This is a genomic window from Billgrantia campisalis (assembly GCF_022341425.1).
GTDB lineage: Bacteria > Pseudomonadota > Gammaproteobacteria > Pseudomonadales > Halomonadaceae > Halomonas > Halomonas campisalis.
Genome location: NZ_JABFUC010000008.1, coordinates 119860 through 140700, shown reverse-complemented (window position 1 = coordinate 140700; position 20841 = coordinate 119860). Strand labels below are relative to the sequence as shown.

The 20841-nt window shown below is 68.4% G+C and carries 20 protein-coding genes; 15 read left to right on the top strand and 5 right to left on the bottom strand.

The features are described from left to right. Window positions 1-59 precede the first annotated feature (59 nt). On the bottom strand, window positions 60-1331 hold the full coding sequence (locus tag HOP52_RS11465) for a malic enzyme-like NAD(P)-binding protein (RefSeq protein ID WP_238977520.1): 1272 nt from the start codon (window positions 1329-1331) through the stop codon (window positions 60-62). A 254-nt stretch (window positions 1332-1585) separates the two neighbouring features. Continuing rightward, window positions 1586-1801, bottom strand: a complete 216-nt coding sequence (gene rpmE, locus HOP52_RS11460; protein WP_110282993.1) for a 50S ribosomal protein L31 — start codon at window positions 1799-1801, stop codon at window positions 1586-1588. A 151-nt stretch (window positions 1802-1952) separates the two neighbouring features. On the opposite strand from rpmE, the gene HOP52_RS11455 reads away from it, so the two are divergent. The 13 genes from HOP52_RS11455 to tatC all read left to right on the top strand — a co-directional run bounded on the left by HOP52_RS11455 (window position 1953) and on the right by tatC (window position 14281). Then, the gene (locus HOP52_RS11455; RefSeq protein ID WP_238977519.1) at window positions 1953-4193 is read left to right on the top strand and encodes a primosomal protein N'; all 2241 of its coding nucleotides are present in this window, start codon (window positions 1953-1955) and stop codon (window positions 4191-4193) included. Window positions 4194-4327: 134 nt separating this feature from the next. Then, window positions 4328-6013: an arginine--tRNA ligase gene (gene argS / locus HOP52_RS11450; RefSeq protein ID WP_238977518.1), complete on the top strand. Its 1686-nt coding sequence runs from the start codon at window positions 4328-4330 to the stop codon at window positions 6011-6013. A 3-nt stretch (window positions 6014-6016) separates the two neighbouring features. Continuing rightward, the gene (locus HOP52_RS11445) at window positions 6017-6724 is read left to right on the top strand and encodes an SPOR domain-containing protein (protein ID WP_238977517.1); all 708 of its coding nucleotides are present in this window, start codon (window positions 6017-6019) and stop codon (window positions 6722-6724) included. 279 nt (window positions 6725-7003) lie between these two features. Then, window positions 7004-7549, top strand: a complete 546-nt coding sequence (gene hslV / locus HOP52_RS11440) for an ATP-dependent protease subunit HslV (RefSeq protein WP_238977516.1) — start codon at window positions 7004-7006, stop codon at window positions 7547-7549. A 10-nt stretch (window positions 7550-7559) separates the two neighbouring features. Further along, complete coding sequence (hslU, locus tag HOP52_RS11435; RefSeq protein WP_238977515.1) at window positions 7560-8882, top strand: ATP-dependent protease ATPase subunit HslU; 1323 nt, start codon at window positions 7560-7562, stop codon at window positions 8880-8882. Between the two features lie 10 nt (window positions 8883-8892). Beyond that, the gene (locus HOP52_RS11430) at window positions 8893-9276 is read left to right on the top strand and encodes a gamma-butyrobetaine hydroxylase family protein (RefSeq protein ID WP_238977514.1); all 384 of its coding nucleotides are present in this window, start codon (window positions 8893-8895) and stop codon (window positions 9274-9276) included. Between the two features lie 103 nt (window positions 9277-9379). Next, a complete protein-coding gene (gene ubiE, locus HOP52_RS11425) occupies window positions 9380-10135 on the top strand; it encodes a bifunctional demethylmenaquinone methyltransferase/2-methoxy-6-polyprenyl-1,4-benzoquinol methylase UbiE (RefSeq protein WP_238977513.1) in 756 nt (251 codons plus the stop codon). 7 nt (window positions 10136-10142) lie between these two features. Further along, window positions 10143-10781, top strand: a complete 639-nt coding sequence (locus tag HOP52_RS11420) for a ubiquinone biosynthesis accessory factor UbiJ (RefSeq protein ID WP_238977512.1) — start codon at window positions 10143-10145, stop codon at window positions 10779-10781. After that, window positions 10781-12403, top strand: coding sequence for a ubiquinone biosynthesis regulatory protein kinase UbiB (gene ubiB / locus HOP52_RS11415; RefSeq protein ID WP_238977511.1), 1623 nt, complete (start codon window positions 10781-10783; stop codon window positions 12401-12403). Before HOP52_RS11420 ends, ubiB begins: the two co-directional genes overlap by 1 nt. A 30-nt stretch (window positions 12404-12433) precedes the next feature. After that, window positions 12434-12769: a phosphoribosyl-ATP diphosphatase gene (locus tag HOP52_RS11410; protein ID WP_238977510.1), complete on the top strand. Its 336-nt coding sequence runs from the start codon at window positions 12434-12436 to the stop codon at window positions 12767-12769. A gap of 37 nt (window positions 12770-12806) precedes the next feature. Further along, window positions 12807-13070 (top strand): Sec-independent protein translocase subunit TatA, encoded by a 264-nt coding sequence (gene tatA, locus HOP52_RS11405; RefSeq protein ID WP_238977509.1) that lies wholly within the window; start codon window positions 12807-12809, stop codon window positions 13068-13070. A gap of 6 nt (window positions 13071-13076) precedes the next feature. Next, the gene (tatB, locus tag HOP52_RS11400; RefSeq protein ID WP_238977508.1) at window positions 13077-13523 is read left to right on the top strand and encodes a Sec-independent protein translocase protein TatB; all 447 of its coding nucleotides are present in this window, start codon (window positions 13077-13079) and stop codon (window positions 13521-13523) included. Further along, window positions 13520-14281: a twin-arginine translocase subunit TatC gene (gene tatC / locus HOP52_RS11395; protein WP_238977507.1), complete on the top strand. Its 762-nt coding sequence runs from the start codon at window positions 13520-13522 to the stop codon at window positions 14279-14281. Before tatB ends, tatC begins: the two co-directional genes overlap by 4 nt. Before the next feature lie 235 nt (window positions 14282-14516). Here the strand turns inward: tatC and elbB are convergent, their stop codons facing one another. After that, entirely contained in the window at window positions 14517-15179 is a 663-nt protein-coding gene (gene elbB, locus HOP52_RS11390; protein WP_238977506.1) for an isoprenoid biosynthesis glyoxalase ElbB, read from the bottom strand. Between the two features lie 263 nt (window positions 15180-15442). Between elbB and hemB the strand changes: the two genes are divergently transcribed. Together hemB and ppk1 are read left to right on the top strand one after the other, a co-directional pair. Further along, entirely contained in the window at window positions 15443-16441 is a 999-nt protein-coding gene (gene hemB / locus HOP52_RS11385) for a porphobilinogen synthase (RefSeq protein WP_422677708.1), read from the top strand. A gap of 57 nt (window positions 16442-16498) precedes the next feature. Then, window positions 16499-18736, top strand: a complete 2238-nt coding sequence (gene ppk1, locus HOP52_RS11380) for a polyphosphate kinase 1 (protein ID WP_238977504.1) — start codon at window positions 16499-16501, stop codon at window positions 18734-18736. Window positions 18737-18749: 13 nt separating this feature from the next. Here ppk1 and HOP52_RS11375 read toward each other — a convergent pair whose 3' ends face one another. Together HOP52_RS11375 and HOP52_RS11370 are read right to left on the bottom strand one after the other, a co-directional pair. Next, window positions 18750-19262: a DUF3087 family protein gene (locus HOP52_RS11375; protein ID WP_238977503.1), complete on the bottom strand. Its 513-nt coding sequence runs from the start codon at window positions 19260-19262 to the stop codon at window positions 18750-18752. Window positions 19263-19517: 255 nt separating this feature from the next. Next, complete coding sequence (locus HOP52_RS11370; RefSeq protein ID WP_238977502.1) at window positions 19518-20594, bottom strand: 3-deoxy-7-phosphoheptulonate synthase; 1077 nt, start codon at window positions 20592-20594, stop codon at window positions 19518-19520. Window positions 20595-20841: the final 247 nt, after the last annotated feature.

The following is a 20841-nucleotide window of genomic DNA, read 5'->3' as shown; positions in this document are numbered from 1 at the left end:
CATGACGACGCCGGCCCCTTGGGGCCGGCGTCGAAGGTCAGCGCAAAGCAAAAGCCGCGTCAGCCGCCGTAGACGTCGTCCACGGTCTTGAGCGGATAGTGGGCCGGATAGGGGCGCCGGGCCACGCCGGAATCCACCGCCGCCTGGGCCACCGCCGAGGTGACCCGGTCGAGCAGGCGCACGTCCACCGGGGTGGGAATGATGTAGTCGCGACCGAACTCCATGTGCTCACGCTCATAGGCCTCGAGCACATGCTGGGGCACCGGCTCGCGGGCCAGGTCCTTGAGCGCATGCACCGCGGCGATCTTCATCTCCTCGTTGATACGGGTGGCACGCACGTCCAGCGCACCGCGGAAGATGAACGGGAAGCCCAGCACGTTGTTGACCTGGTTGGGGAAGTCCGAGCGGCCGGTGGCCATGATCACGTCCGGACGGGCATCGCGGGCCACGTCGGGGTGAATCTCCGGGTCCGGGTTGGTGCAGGCGAAGACCACCGGATTGGGCGCCATCTTGCGGATATGATCGGCGCTCATCAGGTTCGGACCGGAAAGCCCGATAAAGACATCGGCACCGTCGATGGCATCGTCCAGGGTGCGCTTGTCGGTCTCCACGGCGAACATCGCCTTGTAGGGGTTGAGCCCCTCGCGCCCGGCGTGGATCACCCCGCGGCGGTCGAGCATCACCAGATTCTCGGAGCGCGCCCCGCAGGAGACCAGTAGCTTCATGCAGGCGATGGCCGCCGCCCCCGCCCCCAGACAGACGATCTTGGCGTCTTCCAGCCGCTTGCCGGCGATCTCCAGGGCATTGAGCATGCCGGCGGCGGTGACGATGGCGGTGCCGTGCTGGTCGTCATGGAAGACCGGGATGCTGCACTGCTCGATCAGTGCCTCCTCGATCTCGAAGCACTCCGGCGCCTTGATGTCCTCGAGGTTGATGCCGCCCCAGCTGTCGGCAATCCGCGCCACGGTATCGATGAAGGCCTGGGGACTCTCGGCATTGACCTCGACGTCGACCGAATTAATGCCGGCGAAGCACTTGAACAGCACCCCCTTGCCTTCCATCACCGGCTTGCTGGCCAGCGGCCCCAGGTTGCCGAGCCCCAGGATGGCGCTGCCGTCGGAGATCACCGCCACCAGGTTGCCCTTGCCGGTGTAGCGGTAGGCGTTCTCCGGATCCCGGGCGATTTCACGAACCGGCTCGGCGACTCCCGGGCTGTAGGCCAGGGAAAGGTCACGAGCGGTAGCGGTGGGCTTGGTCAGCTCCACCGAGAGCTTTCCGGGAATGGGCTTGGCGTGATAGTCCAGCGCGGCCTGCTTCTTGGCGTCTGTCATGCGGTATTCCGTTATCAAGGTGAAAACGAGTGTATACAGAATATAGAAAAACTTTCCACATCTCAACACCGGACCTTTTCGCGAACTTTGCTCGCCCGTTCAGGGATGATGGCAGCCATTTACTGCAACTTATGCAAAAAGACCCAGCCATAAGCCATTGCTTATCGCTGACCGAACGCTGCGGTCCAGGCAAAAAGAAACCCGCCGGATGGCGGGTTTCTTTTTGCCTGACATGCTCGGCCGGCGGCGACGACTCAGCCACGCTTGATGGCGGCCCCGAAGCGCTTGTTGAAGCGCTCGACGCGACCCCCGGTGGTGGCCTGCTTCTGCTTGCCGGTATAGAAGGGGTGACACTGGGAGCAAACGTCCAGCGACAGGTCGTGGCCGACCGTGGAGCCGACTTCGAAGGTCGCGCCACAGGAGCAGGTGGCGGTGACCGTCTTGTAATCCGGGTGGATACCTTGTTTCATCTTGAGCCTCATGAAGCGGTATGCCGCCACCTGATCCATTGCCAGGCACCGCATACGGGTTGTCTGTCGTTACATACTAACCGGTTGCCGCCAGCAGGCGCCAGGCGCCACGGCGGCCGCGCATTCTAGCAGAGCCAGCGCCGGAGGCCAATTGCCCGATTCCCCCCGCCCGCCCCAGCCCCGGGTGCTTCGCGTGGCCGTGCCCACGCCGCTGCGCCGGCTGTTCGACTACCGCCCCTGCCAAACGCCGCCGCCCGACGGCTGGCGGCCGGGCCTGCGCGTCCAGGTGCCCTTCGGCCGGCGCCAGGTGGTTGGCGTGGTGGTCGACTGCGTGCAAGACAGCGATCTGCCTCTGGCGAGGCTGAAACCCGTCGACGGCTGGCTGGATGCCGACCCGCTGCCCGACGACTGGCTGTGGCTGTGCCGATTCACCGCCCGCTACTACCAGCATCCGCTGGGCGATACCCTGCACCAGGCCATGCCCGTGCTGCTGCGCCAGGGGAGAGCCCTGGCGAGCCGCATGCGCGAGCAGTGGCAGGCCACCGCCCAGGGGCTCGCGGCGGACGACGCGCGACTCAGGCGCGCCCCGCGCCAGGCCGAGCTGCTGACGATGCTCGCCCAGCACCCCCAGGGCCTGGCCGCCCAGGCGATTCTCGCCCAGGGCTTCAGCCGCGATCAGCTCAAGGCGCTCGCCGCCAAGGGCCTGGTAGCGTGCCGCGAGATCCCGCTGACCGCCGCCACGCCCCACGCCGGCCGCCTGCTGGCCGAGCCCCCGCTCCCCCTGAACGGCGAGCAGGCGGCGGCCCTGGCCGCGATCCACCAGCGCCTGGACGGCTTTCACCCCTGCCTGCTACACGGCGTCACCGGCAGCGGCAAGACAGAGGTCTATCTGCAGCTGATCGAGGCGGTGGTCGAGCGCGGCGGCCAGGCGCTGCTGCTGGTTCCGGAGATCGGCCTGACCCCCCAGACCCTGGCGCGCTTTCGCCGCCGCTTCCGGGCCCCGGTGGTGGCCCTGCACTCGGGGCTCACCGATCACGAGCGCCTGGATGCCTGGGAGGCCGCCGCCAGCGGCCGGGCGCCCATCGTCATCGGCACCCGCTCGGCGATCTTCACCCCCCTGGCGCGCCCGGGGGTGATCATCGTCGACGAGGAGCACGACGGCTCCTTCAAGCAGCAGGAGGGGCTTCGCTACCACGCCCGGGACCTGGCCGTGGCCCGCGCCCACCGCCACGCCATCCCGCTGGTACTGGGCAGCGCCACCCCGTCCCTGGAGAGCCTGCAGCGCGCCCGGCAAGGCGACTACCGCCACCTGCGCCTGACCCGCCGCGCCAGCCGCCACGCCCCGGCCCGGCTGGAGCTGCTCGACCTGCGCGGTCGCCCCCGCCAGGGCGGGCTGATCCCCCCGGCCATCGCCGCGATCGGCGAGACCCTGGCCGCCGGCCACCAGGTGCTGGTGTTCATCAACCGCCGCGGCTTCGCCCCGACGCTGGCCTGCCACGCCTGCGGGTGGCTGGCCGAGTGCGAGGCCTGCGACGCGCGCATGACCCTGCACCGCCAGCCGCCGATGCTCGCCTGCCACCACTGCGACAAGCGGCGCCCGATTCCCGACGCCTGCCCCGAATGCGGCAGCGCTGACCTGCGCCCGCTGGGCAGCGGCACCGAGCGCACCGAGGAGACGCTGGCGGCGCTGTTTCCCAAGGTGGCCGTGCACCGCATCGACCGCGACAGCACCCGCCGCCGCGACGCCCTCGAGGCGGTGCTGACCCAGGTGCGGCGCGGCGAGCCCTGCCTGCTGGTGGGCACCCAGATGCTCGCCAAGGGGCACCATCTCCCCCATGTCACCCTGGTGGTGGTGGTCAATGCCGATGCCGGGCTCTACGCCAGCGACTTCCGCGCCCTGGAGCACAGCGCCCAGCTGCTCGAGCAGGTGGCCGGGCGCGCGGGCCGGGCCGCCCACCCCGGGCGGGTGCTGGTGCAGACGCTGCATGACGACGACCCGCACCTGCAGCTGCTGGCCCGGCAGGGCTACGACGCCCTGGCCGAGCGCCTGCTCGAGGAGCGCCGGGCCGCCCGGCTGCCGCCGTTTCGCTTCCTCGCCCTGCTACGCCTGGAGAGCCCCCGGGAAGCGGCCGCCACGACGCTGGGGGGCGAGGCCGCCGCCGCGCTGCGACGATGGCTCGCCGAGCGGCAGCTGGCGGTGGACTGCCTGGGCCCGGTGCCTGCACCCATGGAACGGCGCCAGGGGCGCTACCACCTGCAGCTGATGCTGGCCGCCGACCGGCGCAGCCAGCTGCACGAGGCCTGCGCCCAGCTGAGCGCCTGGCTCGAGGCCTCCCCCGAGGCGCGGCGGGTGCGCTGGTCGCTGGATATCGACCCCCAGACACTGGCCTGAGCCCCACACCTTTAAAGCCGCGCCACAATTGCCGATAATGGCCGACCAGCCCAACTTTCGTGGCCGCGCCCTTCGCGAGTGCCTAGTCGCCGTCTCTACCTCATGCGCCCGCCGCTACAGGACATAACCGCTTCATGAAAGACACCATCGTTTCCCTGCTCGAGAACGCCCTCGACACGCTCAAACAGCAGGGCGTGCTGCCCGCCGATGCCGCACCGACCATCAAGGTCGATCCCACCAAGGACAAGGCCCACGGCGACTACGCCACCAATCTGGCGCTCGCGCTGGCCAAGCCGGCCGGCAAGAAGCCCCGCGAGCTGGCCGAGACGCTGGTGGCCGCCCTGCCCGAAAGCGCCGCCGTGACCCGTGTCGAGATCGCCGGCCCCGGCTTCATCAACTTTTTCGCCGCCACCGACGCGGCCGCCCAGATCGTGCGGCAGGTGCTCGACTCCGGCGACACCTTCGGCCGCACCCTCAAGGGCAAGGGGCAGAAGGTGCAGGTGGAATTCGTCTCGGCCAACCCCACCGGCCCGCTGCACGTGGGCCATGGTCGCGGGGCGGCCATCGGCGACTGCCTGTGCCGCCTGCTCGAGGCCACCGGCTTCGACGTCACCCGCGAGTTTTACTACAACGACGCCGGCGCCCAGATCAGCAACCTGGCGCTCTCCGTCCAGGCCCGCGTCAAGGGCATCGAGCCGAGCAGCAGCGCCTGGCCCGCCGACGGCTACCGCGGCGACTACATCGTCGAGGTGGCCAAGGACTACCTGGCCGGCGCCACTGTCCATGCCGACGACCGCCACGTCACCGCCAAGGGCGACCCTGAGGATCTCGAGGCCATCCGCGAATTCGCCGTGGCCTGGCTGCGCCGCGAGCAGGACCTCGACCTCAAGGCCTTCGGCGTCGAATTCGATGTCTACTTCCTGGAGTCGTCGCTCTACGAGCAGGGCAAGGTCGAGGCAGTGGTCGACCGACTCATTGCCAACGGCCACACCTACGAGCGCGAAGGGGCCCTGTGGCTGCGCACCACCCGTTTCGGCGACGACAAGGACCGGGTGATGCGCAAGTCCGACGGCGGCTACACTTACTTCCTGCCCGACGTGGCCTACCACCTGGACAAGTGGCAGCGCGGCTTTGGCACCGTGATCAACGAGCAGGGCGCGGACCATCACTCCACCGTGACCCGGGTGCGCGCCGGCCTGCAGGCCCTGGAAACGGGCATCCCCGAGGGCTGGCCCGACTATGTGCTGCACCAGATGGTGATGGTGACCCGCTCCGGGGTCGAGGTGAAGCTCTCCAAGCGCGCCGGCAGCTACGTCACCGTGCGCGACCTGATCGACGAAGTGGGCCGCGACGCCACCCGCTTCTTTCTCGCCGCGCGCCGGGCGGACTCCCAGCTCACCTTCGACATCGACCTGGCCCGCTCCCAGTCCAACGACAACCCGGTCTACTACGTGCAGTACGCCCACGCCCGGGTCTGCAGCATGCTGCGTCGCGCCGAGGCCGACGCCCTGCCCTTCGACCACGACCTGGCCATGGTCAGCCTGGCGCGGCTCGACGCCGACCAGGAGAAGGCGCTGATGAACCGCCTGGCACGCTTCCCGGAAGTGGTCGAGCATGCCGCCGCCGCCCGCGAGCCGCAGCAGGTCGCCCAGTACCTGCTCGACCTGGCCGCCGACTTCCACTCCTGCTACAACGCAGTGAAAGTCATGGTCGAGGATGACGAGCTGCGCAACGCTCGTCTGGCGCTGGGCCTGGCCACCCGGCAGGTGCTGCGCAACGGCCTCGACCTCATGGGTGTGAGCGCACCCGAGGAGATGTGATCCATGGCCCGCCGCCCCGCCCCGAAGAAACGTGGCGCCACCAGCAGCCGCCGCCCGCCCCGCCGTCGCGAGGGCTTCCGGCTGCCCGGCTGGCTGTGGGGGATTGCGGGCCTCGCCGCCGGCTTCCTGCTGGCCCAGCATCAGCATGGCACCGCCCCCTGGCAGGAGGGGCACGACTCCCCCCTGGCCACGGTGCTGCCCCGGCCACCGGCCAGCGAACCCCGGGACGAGGCGCCGCCCGAGGCCAGTGAGCCGCGCATGCCCACCTTCGAGTTCTACACCCTGCTGCCGGAATCCGAGGTGGTCGCCCCCCGCGGCGAAGTGGGCTCGGCGCCGCCGCCGCCACCGGCCGCCGCCAGCGAAGCGCCGGAGGACGACCCCATCGCCCAGGTGATCGCCGCCAACCTGCAAGGCGACGCCAGCGAAGCCGCCAACGGCGGGGAGGAGGCCAGCCCGGTCACGACGAGCAGCCCGTCGCGCTATATGCTGCAGGCGGCCTCGTTCCGCGAATCGGGCGACGCCGAGCAGCTCAAGCAGCGCCTGCGCAACCTCAGCCTGGTGGCCCAGGTCAGCCAGGTCCAGGCCTCCGGCGGCGAGACCTGGCATCGGGTGCAAGTGGGCCCCTACGACGACACCCGCGAGCTCAACCGCGCCCAGGATCTGATGATCACCCAGGGGATCGAGCCGCTGTTGATCCGCCTGCAAAACTAGGAAATCACCGATTCACTACTGCGCTCGATATCCAGGTCGCCGGCGGTACCGAAGCGTCGGACCGTCACAATCCTCATTGAGCAGCCAGTCAACTCCGGTTGCTCCGTTCCGGCGGCGACCTGCCTCTCTTCGCTCGAAACGTGACTCGGCGATTCCCTTGAAGTCTTGAATTCGGGCCGGCGCGCCCGCACCTCCCCTGAAGCTCAGTCAAGGCGCCCGGCATCCCGCGGCGCCGAAAGTCATCGGGAGCCCCGGCTCCCCGTTACGGAGTCTTTCTCCATGACCACGATCGTTTCCGTGCGCCGCGGTGACCAGGTCGCACTGGCCGGTGACGGCCAGGTGTCGCTTGGCAACACCGTGATGAAGGGCAACGCCAGCAAGGTCCGCCGTCTCTACCGCGGCGAGGTGCTGGCGGGCTTCGCCGGCGGCACCGCCGACGCCTTCACCCTCTTCGAGCGCTTCGAGGCGCAGCTGGAGAAGTACCAGGGCAACCTGGTCAAGGCCGCCGTGGAGCTGGCCAAGGACTGGCGCACCGACCGCGCCCTGCGTCGGCTGGAGGCGCTGCTGGCCGTGGCCAACAAGGAGGCCTCGCTGATCATCACCGGCAACGGCGACGTGGTGGAGCCCGAGCGCGGCATCATCGCCATCGGCTCCGGCGGCAACTACGCCCTGGCCGCGGCCCGCGCGCTGCTCGAGAATACCGAGCTCTCGGCCCGGGAGATCACCGAGAAGTCGCTGGCCATCGCCGGTGATATCTGCGTGTTCACCAACCACCACGTCACCCTCGAAGAACTCTCTTCCGAACGCTCTTCCACGGAACGTTAAGGCCGCCATCATGACCCAGATGACTCCCCGCGAAATCGTCCACGCCCTGGACCAGTTCATCATCGGCCAGCAGGACGCCAAGCGCGCCGTGGCCATCGCCCTGCGCAACCGCTGGCGGCGCATGCAGCTCGACGACGAGCTGCGCCCCGAGGTGACCCCCAAGAACATCCTGATGATCGGCCCCACCGGGGTGGGCAAGACCGAGATCGCCCGCCGCCTGGCCAAGCTCGCCCGGGCGCCCTTCATCAAGATCGAGGCCACCAAGTTCACCGAGGTGGGCTATGTGGGTCGCGACGTGGACTCGATCATCCGCGATCTGACCGAGGCCGCCATCAAGCTGGTGCGCGAGCAGGCCAAGGAGGAGGTGAGCCACCGTGCCGAGGACGCCGCCGAGGACCGTATCCTCGACGCCCTGCTGCCGCCGCCCCGCGGCCAGGAAGACAATGCCCGCGCCGACAGCTCGACGCGCCAGATCTTTCGCAAGAAGCTCCGCGAAGGCCAGCTCGACGACAAGGAGATCGACATCGAGATCACCCCCCAGGGCCCGGGCATCGATATCATGACGCCGCCGGGCATGGAGGAGATGACCAGCCAGCTGCAGAGCCTGTTCGCCGGCATGGGCAAGCAGAAGAGCGAGACCCGCCGGGTGGCGGTGAAGGACGCCTTCGCCCTGCTGCGCGACGAGGAGGCCGCCAAGCTGGTCAACGAGGAGGAGATCAAGCACCGCGCCATCGAGGCGGTGGAGCAGCACGGCATCGTCTTCCTCGACGAGATCGATAAGGTCGCCAAGGGCAGCGGCCAGTCCAGCGGCGGCGAAGTCTCCCGCGAGGGCGTACAGCGCGACCTGCTGCCGCTGATCGAGGGCTCCACGGTCTCCACCAAGTACGGCATGGTCAAGACCGACCATATCCTGTTCATCGCCTCCGGCGCCTTCCACCTGTCGCGCCCCTCGGACCTGATCCCCGAGCTGCAGGGCCGCCTGCCGATCCGCGTCGAGCTCAATGCGCTGTCGCCGGACGACTTCAAGCGCATCCTCACCGAGCCTTCGGCGTCGCTGACCAAGCAGTACAAGGCGCTGCTGGCCACCGAGGGGCTGGAGATCAACTTCACCGCCGACGGCATCGAGCGCATCGCTGAGATCGCCTGGAAGGTCAACGAGGGCACCGAGAACATCGGCGCGAGGCGCCTGCATACGGTGATGGAGCGCCTGCTCGAGGAGGCCTCGTTCAGGGGCGCCGACATCGGCACGCCACTGGCGATCGACGCCGCCTACGTGGACTCCCAGCTCGGCGAACTGGCCATGGACGAGGACCTGTCGCGGTATATTCTCTAGGAGCCAGACCATGACCGCCCCCGTTCCCAGCAATGTCCACTACCACAAGCAGGCCCGCGAGCTGGAGCTGACCTATCCGGATGGCGAGCGCTACCGGCTGTCGGTGGAGTACCTGCGGGTCTTCTCCCCCTCCGCGGAGGTACGCGGCCACGGCCGCGGCCAGGAAACCCTGCAGGTGGGCAAGAAGTTCGTCGGCCTGAAGAACATCACCCCGACCGGCCGCTACGCGCTCAAGCTGCACTTCGACGACGGCCACGACAGCGGCCTCTACAGCTGGGAGTACCTGTGGTGGCTGATCGAACACCGCGAGGCCAACTGGGCGGACTACCTGAAGCGACTGGAGCAGGCCGGCGCCCGCCGGGAACCGCTGGGCATAGAGATCAAGCAGCTGTAAGAGGACTCGCGTCAAGACAATCGCCGCCGGGGAAGGCTACAATATCGCGCATTCGAGGCCGGCAGGCCTGTCGACCACCGCAGCGATTCGGGAGCCCTACGGCATGAGCCCCAGCGACAAGCGCACCACCCACTTCGGCTACCAGGAAGTCCCGGTCGAGGAAAAGGCCTCGCGAGTGGCCCATGTCTTCCACTCCGTGGCGGCCCGCTACGACATCATGAACGACCTGATGTCGATGGGCATCCACCGCCTGTGGAAGCGCCTGACCCTGGAGCGCTCGGGGGTCCGCCCCGGCCACAGCGTGCTCGACATCGCCGGCGGCACCGGCGACCTGACGCTCAAGTTCTCGCGCATGGTCGGTCCCCGCGGCCGGGTGGTGCTGGCGGACATCAACGAGTCGATGCTGCGGGTCGGCCGCGACAAACTGCTCGATAACGGCGTGGGCGGCAACGTCGAGTACGTCCAGGCCAACGCCGAGTGCCTGCCCTTCCCCGACAACAGCTTCGACTGCATCACCATCGCCTTCGGCCTGCGCAACGTCACCGACAAGGACGCCGCCCTGCGCTCCATGGCCCGGGTGCTCAAGCCCGGCGGCCGCCTGCTGGTGCTGGAGTTCTCCCACCCCAGCAACCCGCTGCTTTCCAAGGCCTATGACGAATACTCCTTCCGGCTGCTGCCCAGGATGGGCGAACTGGTGGCGGGTGACGCCGATAGCTATCGCTACCTCGCCGAGTCGATTCGCATGCACCCCGACCAGGAGCACCTCAAGGCGATGATGGAAACCGCCGGGCTCGAGCGTGTCGAGTACACCAACCTCACCGGGGGCATCGTCGCCCTGCACCGCGGCATCAAGCTCTGAGGCCGTAATGACGTTGACACCCACCCTGCTGCTGGCCGGCATCGAGCGCATGCTCAACGCCCTGCTCGCCCGCGACCCGGCGGCCCCGGGCCGCCTGGCGCGCCTCGCCGGCAGCCGCCTGCTGCTGCGCCTGGAGCAGCCGGCCCTGACGCTGCTGGTCAGCTTTCACGCCCACGGCCTCGACCTGCTGCGCCAGGAGCACGCCGACGAGACCGCCGCCGACGCCGTCGTCGAGCTCGACGCCGAGACCCTCGGCGAGCTGCTCGGCGGCCAGCCCATGGAGCGGCTGATGTTCCAGGGCCGGCTGGCGGTGCGCGGGCGCATCCACCTGCTGGAGGAGGTCCGCGACCTGTTCCTGGACCTCGAGCTCGATTGGGAGGCGGAGCTGGCCCACTGGCTCGGCGACATACCCGCCCATTCGCTGGCCGAGGGGCTGCGTCGCATCGGCCGCTGGGGGCTGCGCACCCGCGACGAGCTGACCGCCGACGTCGCCGAGTACGTCTTCGAGGAAGCCCGCTGGCTGCCCGGCCGCCATCAGCTCGAGGCCCTGCGCGACCATCTCACCGAGTTGGAAGTCGCCACCGACCGCCTCGAGGCGCGCCTGACGCGGCTGCGGCGTCGACTGGAACGCGAGGCATCGAAGTGATGAACCTGCGACTGCTGCGCATCCTGTGGGTGATCACCCGCTTTCGCCTCGACACCCTGCTGCCGCTGGAGCGACTGCCCTGGCCGCTGCGGCTGATGTTCACCCTCTCGCCCCTGCGCGCCGTGCCGGTCGGCGAGCGCAGCCGCGGCGAGCGCCTGCGCCTGGCCCTGGAGGCCCTCGGCCCGATCTTCGTCAAGTTCGGCCAGCTGCTCTCCACCCGCCGCGACCTGCTGCCCGAAGACATCGCCGACGAGCTCAAGCGCCTGCAGGATCAGGTGCCGCCCTTCCCCGGCCGCGAGGCCAGCGCGCTGGTGGAGGCGGAGCTGGGCATGCCCCTGGCGACGGCCTTCGCCCACTTCGACCCCGAGCCGCTGGCCTCGGCCTCCATCGCCCAGGTGCATGCCGCCCGCCTGCACAGCGGCGAGGAAGTGGTGGCCAAGATCATCCGCCCGGGCATCGATCGAGTGATGCGCCAGGACATGGCGCTGATGTACCGGGTCGCCGGGGTGCTGGCGCGGATTCCCGAGGCGCGCCGCCTGCGCCCCGTCGAGGTGGTGCGCGACTACGAGGCGACCCTGTTCGACGAGCTCGACCTGCACAAGGAGGCCGCCAACACCTCCCAGCTCAAGCGCAACTTCAAGGACTCGCCGCTGCTCTTCGTACCGGCCATCCACTGGTCCCATACCCGTCGCCGGGTGATGGTCCAGGAGCGGATCTACGGTATCCCCGTGGCCGACACCGCGGCCCTGGTCGCCCAAGGCACCGACCTCAAGAAGCTCGCCGAGCGCGGCGTGGAGATCTTCTTCACCCAGGTGTTTCGCGACAATTTCTTCCACGCCGACATGCACCCGGGCAATATCTTCGTCACCCGCGAGCACCCCCACGACCCCCAGTACATCGCCATCGACTGCGGCATCGTCGGCAGCCTGACCCGCGAGGACCAGGACTACCTGGCGCGCAACCTGCTGGCCTTCTTCCATCAGGACTATTATGAAGTGGCCGCCCTGCACATCGAGTCGGGCTGGGTGGGCGAGGATACCCGCGCCAACGAGTTCGCCGCGGCGATCCGCACCGTGTGCGAGCCGATCCTCGAAAAACCCCTCAAGGACATCTCCTTCGGCCAGGTGCTGCTGGGCCTGTTCCAGACCGCCAGGCGTTTCAACATGGAGGTGCAGCCGCAGCTGGTGCTGCTGCAGAAGACCCTGCTTAACATCGAGGGCCTGGGCCGTCAGCTCTACCCCGACCTGGACCTCTGGACCACCGCCAAGCCCTACCTGGAACGCTGGATGAAGGAGCGTGCCGGCGCCAGCGGGCTGTGGGAGTCGCTCAAGCGCCAGGCCCCGGAGCTGTCGCGCCAGCTGCCCGAGCTGCCGACCCTGGCCCACCAGGCGCTCAGTCGCGTCGAACACGAGCATCGCCAGCGCAACCGCCAGGCGGTGGCCGTGGACGGCATCCGCCATCAGCTGGCAAAGACCCGGCGCAGCGGGCGGCGGCTGCGCCTGGGCCTGCTGCTGGTGGCCCTGGCGCTGGCCTGGCAGCCGCTGAGCGAGTGGGCCGGCGCCCAGCCGTGGCCGGTGCTGGCGGCGGCCGCCATCGGCCTGGCGCTGCTGGCCTGGCAATGATCTTGATCCATCGCAACCGGAAGGCCTGTCATGCGTGATATTCTCGACGAACTCTTCAAGGTACTGGAGCAGCGACGCACCGCCGACCCCGACGACTCCTACGTGGCCGCCTTGCATCACCGGGGGCTGAACAAGATACTCGAGAAAGTCGGCGAGGAAGCCACCGAAACCCTGCTGGCGGCCAAGGATGCCGAAAACGGCGGCGAGGCCCAGCGCAAGGCGCTGGTCGCCGAAACCGCCGACCTGTGGTTTCATAGCCTGGTGATGCTATCGCATCTGGGGCTCGACCACCGCGAGGTGCTCGACGAACTGGCCCGCCGCTTCGGCATTTCCGGGCACGAAGAGAAGGCCGCGAGGTCCAAGTGAACCCGTTCTCCGGAACATCGAATCAGAGGAATCCTTCATGTTAGGTGGCATCAGTATCTGGCAACTGCTGATCGTGCTCGGCATCATCATCCTGATCTTCGGCACCAAGAAGCTGCGCAACGTGGGCACCGACCTTGGCGGCGCGGTCAAGGGCTTCAAGCAGGCGGTGAACGAGGACGACAAAGACGACAAGGACAAGGCCCAGGCCAAGGTCTCCCATGAGGAGCCGCCCAATACCTATGACGTCCGGGCCGAGGAGAAGGCCGAGGACAAAGTCGAGGACCGGGAAGAGCGCAAGTAAGCCGCCATGTTCGATATCGGCTTTCTCGAACTGCTGATCCTCGGGGTCGTGGGGCTGCTGGTGCTGGGGCCGGAGCGCCTGCCCAAGGCGGCGCGCACCCTGGGCCTGTGGATCGGCAAGATCAAGCGCACCGTCTCGGGGATGCAGCGGGAGATCAACGCCCAGCTCGAGGCGGAGGAGCTGCGTCAGAAGCTCAAGGAGCAGCAGGACAAGCTCGACGAGAGCCTCGACAAGGCCAAGCGCGACGTGGAGAGCATCGCCGAGCCCTACGCCTCCTCGACGCCGCGCCGAGGCGATGACGACATGCCCAAGGCAGCTGCGGGCAAGGACGACGATGGCGAGACGCCGCCGTCGCCCGCGGCACGTCTCGACGACGCCCTGGCCAGCGCCAGGAGTGCCGGCGACGCGCCCTCCTCTCCCACCGACGATGACAAGGACGCCGCTTCACGATGAGCGACTCCGGTGACAAGCAGGAATTGGAGCAGGCACCGCTGATCGAACACCTGATCGAACTGCGCTCGCGACTGCTGCGCAGCGTGGTGGCGATCCTGGTGATCTTCCTCGGGCTCTACCCCTTCGCCAACGAGATCTATACCTTCGTGGCCCAGCCGCTGATGTCGCTGCTGCCCGAGGGCTCCCAGATGATCGCCACCGAGGTGGCCTCGCCCTTCCTGGCGCCCTTCAAACTGACCCTGGTGGTGGCGGTTTTCGTCGCCATTCCCTACGTGCTGCACCAGGCCTGGGCCTTCGTGGCGCCGGGACTCTACGACAACGAGAAGGCGCTGGCGATGCCGATACTGGCCTCCAGCGTGGCGCTGTTCTATGCCGGTGCGGCCTTCGCCTACTACGCGGTCTTCCCGCTGCTGTTCTCGTTCTTCACCCAGACCGGGCCGGAGGACGTGGCGGTGATGACCGACATCAACGCCTACCTCAACTTCGTCCTCAAGCTGTTCTTCGCCTTCGGCGTCGCCTTCGAGATTCCCATCGCCACCTTCCTGCTGATCGCCTCCGGAGCGACCACGGTGGAGAGCCTGTCGCAGAAGCGCCCCTATATCATCCTGGGCTGCTTCGTGGTGGGCATGCTGCTGACCCCGCCGGACGTCATCTCCCAGAGTCTGCTGGCACTCCCCATGTACCTGCTCTACGAGGTGGGCCTGCTGTTCGGCCGCCTGGCGCGGCGCAAGAAGCAGCGCGAAGCGGAGAAAGAATAGCGTCAGCCGGATGGTTGCCAGAACGGCTTGCCCGGCGACAGGCCTACGCGGAGGCGCTGTGAACCCCTCCCTGGGCGCTACCGATGCCCTCCCTGGCATCGGACCTCCGCTTCGACCTGTCCCCGGCGCCGCTCAAGCAACGCCCCAAACTCTGAACTGAACCCTGTGGTCAAGCCACAGGGTGTTGTGGCTTCCGACTTATCGCTTACGGCTCAACGCTCCCGGCGCCGCCGGGTCACAGATCCATCAGCTCGTCGATGCGGTCGACCAGCTTGAAGATCCCGGTGGCGGCCTCGCTGATGCGGGTGGCCAGCATATAGGCCGGCGTGGTCACCACGCGGTTCTCGAAGTCGACCACGATATCCTCGACCCCGCAGCTGCGGTGCAACCCGCCCATGGCGCTGATCGCCCCGGAGACGCCCGGATCATGGCCCACGGTCACGGCGATGCCCGGCCCCAGCAGCCGCGGCACCAGGGCCGGGGCAATGCACATCAGGCCGATGGGCTTGCGCGCCGCATAGAATTCGCCCAGCGGCTCGGCCAGCCCCTCGAGGATCGCCATGTCGTCGCCGGCCTCGGCGAAATTCGACAGGTTCTTGGCCGCGCCGAAGCCGCCGGGCAGGATCACCGCGTCGAACTCGCCGGCCTCGAGGGTCGCAAGGTCGCTGATCTCGCCCCGCGCCAGCCGGGCGGACTCGACCAGCACGTTGCGCGCCTCGCCCTCGGCCACCTCGCCGCTGCGATGGTCGATGACGTGATGCTGCGCGATATCCGGCGCGAAGCAGCGATAGCCGATACCCAGCTGATCCAGCCGCAGCAGCGTCAGGGTCGTCTCGTAGATTTCCGAGCCATCGTAGACGCCGCAGCCCGACAGGATGACCGCCACCTGTTTACTCATGCCTTTCTCCTCGAAGATGGGACCGCGAAGCGACGCCCTGGAGCAGTCGCGACTCGCGATTCCCATGGGCTCTCACCTGGAATCCTGAAGCCCACACTTTAGAGAGTCATACCGGGTGCGACAAGGCGCGGCTTCCGGCGGCGAGCCGCGCTGATATACTCGAGGCATCGATAACGGGTGTCATCGAACCGTCATGGCATGCCGGCACACTGGCCGGCATGGCGAGCATGGCACCACAGCCGGAGCAGAGAGCCTTGAGTTTCATGACCACGCGCCAGTTTCCCGCCACGCGCATGCGCCGCATGCGCCGCGATGACTTCTCGCGCCGCCTGATGCGCGAAAACACCCTGACCCCGGCCGACCTGATCTGGCCGGTGTTCGTGCTCGACGGCGAGCAGCGACGCGAGGCGGTGCCTTCGATGCCCGGGGTCGAGCGGCTCTCCCTGGATCTGCTGATCGAGGAGGCCCGGGAGGCCCGCGATCTGGGCATTCCCGCCATGGCGCTGTTCCCGGTGGTCGACCAGTCGCTGAAGAGCGAGCTCGCCGAAGAGGCCTACAGCGCCAGCGGCCTGGTACAGCGCAGCGTACGCGCGCTGAAGGACGCCGTGCCCGAACTCGGCATCATCACCGACGTGGCCCTGGACCCCTACACCAGCCACGGTCAGGACGGCATCATCGACGCCGCCGGCTACGTGCTCAACGACCGCACCGTGGAGACCCTGCTCAAGCAGGCCCTGTCCCACGCCGAGGCGGGTGCCGACGTGGTGGCCCCCTCGGACATGATGGACGGCCGTATTGGCGAGATCCGCCAGGTGCTGGAGCAGGAGCACCTGGTGAACACCCGCATCATGGCCTATAGCGCCAAGTACGCCTCGCACTACTACGGCCCCTTCCGGGACGCCGTGGGCTCGGCTGCCAACCTGGGGAAGGCGGACAAGCGCACCTACCAGATGGACCCGGCCAACGGCGAGGAGGCCCTGCACGAGGTGGCGCTGGACCTCGCCGAGGGCGCCGACATGGTGATGGTCAAGCCGGGGATGCCCTATCTGGACGTGGTGCGGCGCGTCAAGGACGAGCTCAAGGTGCCCACCTACGCCTACCAGGTCAGCGGCGAATACGCCATGCACATGGCCGCCTTCGAGAACGGCTGGCTGGAGGCCGATGCGGTGATCCTCGAATCGCTGCTCTGCTTCAAGCGTGCCGGCGCCGACGGCGTGCTCACCTACTTTGCCAAGCGAGCGGCGCGCCTGCTCGCCCAATGACCGCAGGGGGGCGGCGGATCGCGCGGCACCCCTGCGTCTCACCTCCCGGGAGAGACCATGGAAGACGCGCACAGCCCCCCGCCATCGCCCCCTTCACGGCGGGACGGCGCCTCGACCGATGACACCCGGCCCGCGGTGACACCGGCGGGCGACGAGGCGCCCAGCGAGCCCAGCCCGCCGCGCCTCAACCAGACCCGTACCGGCATCAAGCCCAAGGCGCTGCCCGAGGCCGACCTGACCGACCCGGAGCTCTACTTCAATCGCGAGCTATCGCACCTGCAGTTCAACATCCGGGTGCTGGAACAGGCCCTGGACGAGGCGCACCCGCTGCTCGACCGGCTAATGTTCCTGCTGATCTTCTCCTCCAACCTGGACGAATTCTTCGAGATTCGGGTCGCCGGTCTCAAGCACCAGGTCGCGCTCGGTGACGAGAGCGGCGGCGCCGACGGCAGCCCGCCACGCGCGGTGCTCGCCGAAATCGGCCGGCTCGCCCATGAGCAGGTCGAGCGCCAGTACCGGATCCTCAACGAGACGCTGATCCCCGCCCTGGAGGCCAAGGGGGTGCGCTTTCGGCGCCGCGGTGAGTGGAGCGAGGCGCAGTCCGCCTGGATTCGCGACTATGTCGAGGCCGAGATCATGCCGGTGGTCAGCCCCATCGGACTCGACCCCTCCCACCCCTTTCCCCGGCTGGTCAACAAGAGTCTCAACTTCATCGTCGAGCTGGAGGGGAAGGACGCCTTCGGTCGCGAAGGGGGGCTCGCCATCCTGCCGGCACCGCGGTCGCTGCCGCGCATCATCGCCCTGCCCGACGCACTGTGCGAGAACGGTTTTCGCGAATTCGTCTTCCTCTCGTCGATGATCCACGCCCATGCCGAGGAGGTCTTCCCGGGGATGCGGGTCCGCGGACTCTATCAGTTCCGCCTGACCCGCAACGCTGACCTCTCGGTGGACCCGGAGGAGGTTTCCGACCTGGCCTCGGCGCTGCGCGGCGAGCTGCTGGCGCGGCGCTACGGCAGCGGCGTGCGCCTGGAGGTCGCCGACAACTGCCCCGAGGCGCTGGCCGGTTTTCTGCTCAAGCAGTTCGAACTCGGTGACGCCGACCTCTATCGCGTCCAGGGCCCGGTGAACCTGACCCGCATGATCTCGGTACTCGGCGAGGTGGAGCACCCGGACCTGCGCTATCGCCCCTTCACGCCTGGCCTGCCCAAGGCGCTGCGCCGCCAGGAGAGCCTGTTCGCCGCCATCGCCGCCGAGGATATCCTGCTTCACCACCCCTTCCAGAGCTTCTCGCCGGTGGAGGACCTGCTGCGCGAGGCGGCCCGCGACCCGGCGGTGCTGGCCATCAAGCAGACGCTCTACCGCACCGGCGCCGACTCGGCCATCGTCGGCGCGCTGGTGGAGGCCGCCGGCAACGGCAAGGAGGTCACGGTGGTGATCGAGCTGCGGGCCCGCTTCGACGAGGCCGACAATCTGTCACTTGCCGCCCGCCTGCAGGAGGCGGGGGCCATCGTCATCTACGGGGTGATGGCCTACAAGACCCACGCCAAGCTGATGCATATGGTACGCCGCGAGGAGGGCCGGCTGCGCCACTATGCCCACCTGGGCACCGGCAACTACCATGCCAGGACCGCAAGGCTCTACACCGACTACAGCCTGCTGACCGCCAACCCGACGCTGTGTGCCGACGTGCACAAGGTCTTCCAGCAGCTCTCCGGCATGGGCCGGGCACGGCGTATCGAGACGCTGCTCCACGCCCCTTTCACGCTACACGAGCGGCTGGTGGCGATGATCGAGCGCGAAGCCGAGCACGCCCGCCAGGGGCGCGCGGCAAGGCTGATCATCAAGTGCAATGCGCTGACCGAGCCCAAACTGATCCAGGCCCTCTATCGGGCCTCCCGGGCCGGGGTCGAGTGCGAGCTGATCATTCGCGGCATGTGCTGCCTGCGTCCCGGCTTGCCCGGCGTCTCGGAGAATATTCGGGTACGCTCGATCATCGGACGCTTTCTCGAGCATACCCGGGTCTTCTACTTCCACAACCGCAACGCCCCGGAGGTGTGGTGCTCCAGCGCCGACGGCATGGCCCGCAACATGTTCCACCGCGTGGAGACCTGCTTTCCGCTGCTCAGCAAGAAGCTGGCCGCCCGGGTACGCAAGGACCTGGAGACCTACCTGGTGGATAACTGCCAGAGCTGGCTCTTGCAGAGCGACGGCAGCTACCGTCAGCAGCAGCCCGGCGACAGCGCACCGGTCAGCGCCCAGGAGACGCTCCTCTACGCCTACGCGGCCAGGGCCTGAGGCATCGCTTCCTTCAGCCGCGCTTGAAGGCGGCCAGGTCGTCGGGGTCGAAGCCGTCGACCCGCTCGGGGAGCCCCTTCTCCTGGCGCATCAGGCGCACCTTCAGCTTCTCGGCGAGCAGCTCAGAATCGTCGTCCAGGGTCCGGCCGTTGAGCTCGGCGAGCTGGAGCATCCCCTGGTGGTAGAAGGTCAGCAGGTCCAGGGCCAGGTGGTTGCCGTTCTCGATCTCGCGGCGCAGGGTCGGCAGGTAGCCGCTGACCCGGGAGAGGTGGTGCTTGAGCTGCCACACATAGCGCATCTCGGTCATCCAGGGGCGCTCGCGCAGGACCGCGAACACCAGGCTGGTGGCGATCAGGCCCAGCAGCACGCCCAGGGCATTGAGCCACAGGCTGGAGCCGAAGGTGGCGGTCAAAAGCTGGGAGAACACCAGGCCGAAGACGATCAGCTGGCCGGCCATGGCCACGCTGATCAGTCGCGCCTTACGGCGGTAGGTGTCCGGGTCGTGCTGCTCGAACTGGAATGTCATCGGGGCCTCCGGCGTGGCATATCGGGAATCGACGGCATTATCCCGACAACGCCCGTGGGGGTACAGGCCTTCTCCTTTCCCCTCACCCACCGGCACCGGCTGATCCGGCGATAGGCCTTCGGGGAGGCGCTGTGAATACCTCCCTGTACACTACCGATTCCTTCCCTGGAATCGGACCTCCCCTTCGGCCTATCCCCGGCGCCCCTCGCTACGAAAACGGCGATACTCCGGCCGGCGAACCACCTTAGGGAAACCTTAGCGCAGCCGCTCGGCGGCCTCACACAGCAGCGACTCGGTGGTCTCCCAGCCCAGGCAGGCGTCGGTGACCGAGACGCCGTGGCGCAGTCGCCCGGGGGTGAGCGGCTGCTTGCCCTCTTGCAGATGGCTCTCCAGCATCAGCCCCATCAGCGCCGTCTCGCCGGCCAGCCGCTGGTCGATCACGTCCCGCAGCACCTCGCCCTGGCGGCGGTGATCCTTGCAGGCGTTGGCATGGCTGCAGTCGACCATCAGCCGCGGGGCGAGGCCGGCGCCCTCGAGCGCTTCCCGACAGGCCGCCACCGACTCACGGTCGTGGTTGGGGCCGGCGTGGCCGCCGCGCAGCACCACGTGGCTGTAGGGGTTGCCGGCGGTTTCCCGCATCACCGGCCGGCCATCGGCACTGAGCGCCACGTGCTGATGCGGATGGGCGGCGGCCTGCATGGCATCCAGCGCCACCTTGATATCGCCACCGGTGCCGTTCTTGAAGCCCACGGCGGCCTCCAGGCCGCTGGCCAGCTCTCGATGCAGCTGGGACTCGGTGGTGCGGGCACCGATGGCCACCCAGGCCAGCAGGTCGTCCAGGTAGGGGGCAAGCATCGGCTGCAGCAGCTCGGTGGCCACCGGCAGCCCCAGCTCCACCACCTCGCGCATCAGCTCCCGGGAAAGGTGCAGGCCGCGCGCCATGTCGCCGCTGCCGTCGAGGTCCGGGTCGTAGGCGAGCCCCTTCCAGCCCACGGTGGTGCGCGGCTTCTCCACGTAGACGCGCATCACCGGCAGCAGCCGGTCGGATACCGCCGGGGTCAGCTCGGCCAGGCGCCGGGCATACTCCAGCGCGGCGGCGGGGTCGTGGATCGAGCAGGGGCCCACCACCACCAGCAGCCGGTCGTCGCGGCCGTCGAGGATATCGCGTACGGCCTGGCGCTGCGCGTGCAGGCGCTCGACCAGCGGGCGTGGCAGGGGCAGGCGCTGGCGCAGCTCGACAGGCGTGGGCAGCGGCGTCTCGGCGGCAGCGGGGGCAAGGCTGGTCGGGGTGTGGCCGGGCAGGCGTTCGGCGAGAGAAAGCGAGGCGTTCATGGTGTTCAGCTCCGTGAGGTCGGTCAACATCGTGTCGAGGTCATGCCACCGGTGGTCTCACGGTCGGAGGTGGCACACTGACCCGACCGCGCGGCGCTAAATCGCCAGCCATAGCCTCCGCCATAATAGTCCTGGCGAGCGGAGGCGTAGGCGGCAACGGCAGCGTGGCGGTCGATCATGGTGCAACTCCTCTTCGATTCATGGTGTCCTGGGGGGCAGAATGGCAAAACCCCCGATCGGGTTGCCG

Coding starts and splice junctions, on each gene's coding strand:
- HOP52_RS11465 (WP_238977520.1), bottom strand. CDS start 1,331: ATGACAGACGCCAAGAAGCAGGCCGCGCTGGACTATCACGCCAAGCCC.
- rpmE (WP_110282993.1), bottom strand. CDS start 1,801: ATGAAACAAGGTATCCACCCGGATTACAAGACGGTCACCGCCACCTGC.
- HOP52_RS11445 (WP_238977517.1), top strand. CDS start 6,017: ATGGCCCGCCGCCCCGCCCCGAAGAAACGTGGCGCCACCAGCAGCCGC.
- HOP52_RS11410 (WP_238977510.1), top strand. CDS start 12,434: ATGCGTGATATTCTCGACGAACTCTTCAAGGTACTGGAGCAGCGACGC.
- hslU (WP_238977515.1), top strand. CDS start 7,560: ATGACCCAGATGACTCCCCGCGAAATCGTCCACGCCCTGGACCAGTTC.
- ubiE (WP_238977513.1), top strand. CDS start 9,380: ATGAGCCCCAGCGACAAGCGCACCACCCACTTCGGCTACCAGGAAGTC.
- HOP52_RS11375 (WP_238977503.1), bottom strand. CDS start 19,262: ATGACATTCCAGTTCGAGCAGCACGACCCGGACACCTACCGCCGTAAG.
- HOP52_RS11420 (WP_238977512.1), top strand. CDS start 10,143: ATGACGTTGACACCCACCCTGCTGCTGGCCGGCATCGAGCGCATGCTC.
- argS (WP_238977518.1), top strand. CDS start 4,328: ATGAAAGACACCATCGTTTCCCTGCTCGAGAACGCCCTCGACACGCTC.
- elbB (WP_238977506.1), bottom strand. CDS start 15,179: ATGAGTAAACAGGTGGCGGTCATCCTGTCGGGCTGCGGCGTCTACGAT.
- tatB (WP_238977508.1), top strand. CDS start 13,077: ATGTTCGATATCGGCTTTCTCGAACTGCTGATCCTCGGGGTCGTGGGG.
- hemB (WP_422677708.1), top strand. CDS start 15,443: ATGACCACGCGCCAGTTTCCCGCCACGCGCATGCGCCGCATGCGCCGC.
- tatC (WP_238977507.1), top strand. CDS start 13,520: ATGAGCGACTCCGGTGACAAGCAGGAATTGGAGCAGGCACCGCTGATC.
- HOP52_RS11430 (WP_238977514.1), top strand. CDS start 8,893: ATGACCGCCCCCGTTCCCAGCAATGTCCACTACCACAAGCAGGCCCGC.
- HOP52_RS11370 (WP_238977502.1), bottom strand. CDS start 20,594: ATGAACGCCTCGCTTTCTCTCGCCGAACGCCTGCCCGGCCACACCCCG.
- tatA (WP_238977509.1), top strand. CDS start 12,807: ATGTTAGGTGGCATCAGTATCTGGCAACTGCTGATCGTGCTCGGCATC.
- ppk1 (WP_238977504.1), top strand. CDS start 16,499: ATGGAAGACGCGCACAGCCCCCCGCCATCGCCCCCTTCACGGCGGGAC.
- ubiB (WP_238977511.1), top strand. CDS start 10,781: ATGAACCTGCGACTGCTGCGCATCCTGTGGGTGATCACCCGCTTTCGC.
- hslV (WP_238977516.1), top strand. CDS start 7,004: ATGACCACGATCGTTTCCGTGCGCCGCGGTGACCAGGTCGCACTGGCC.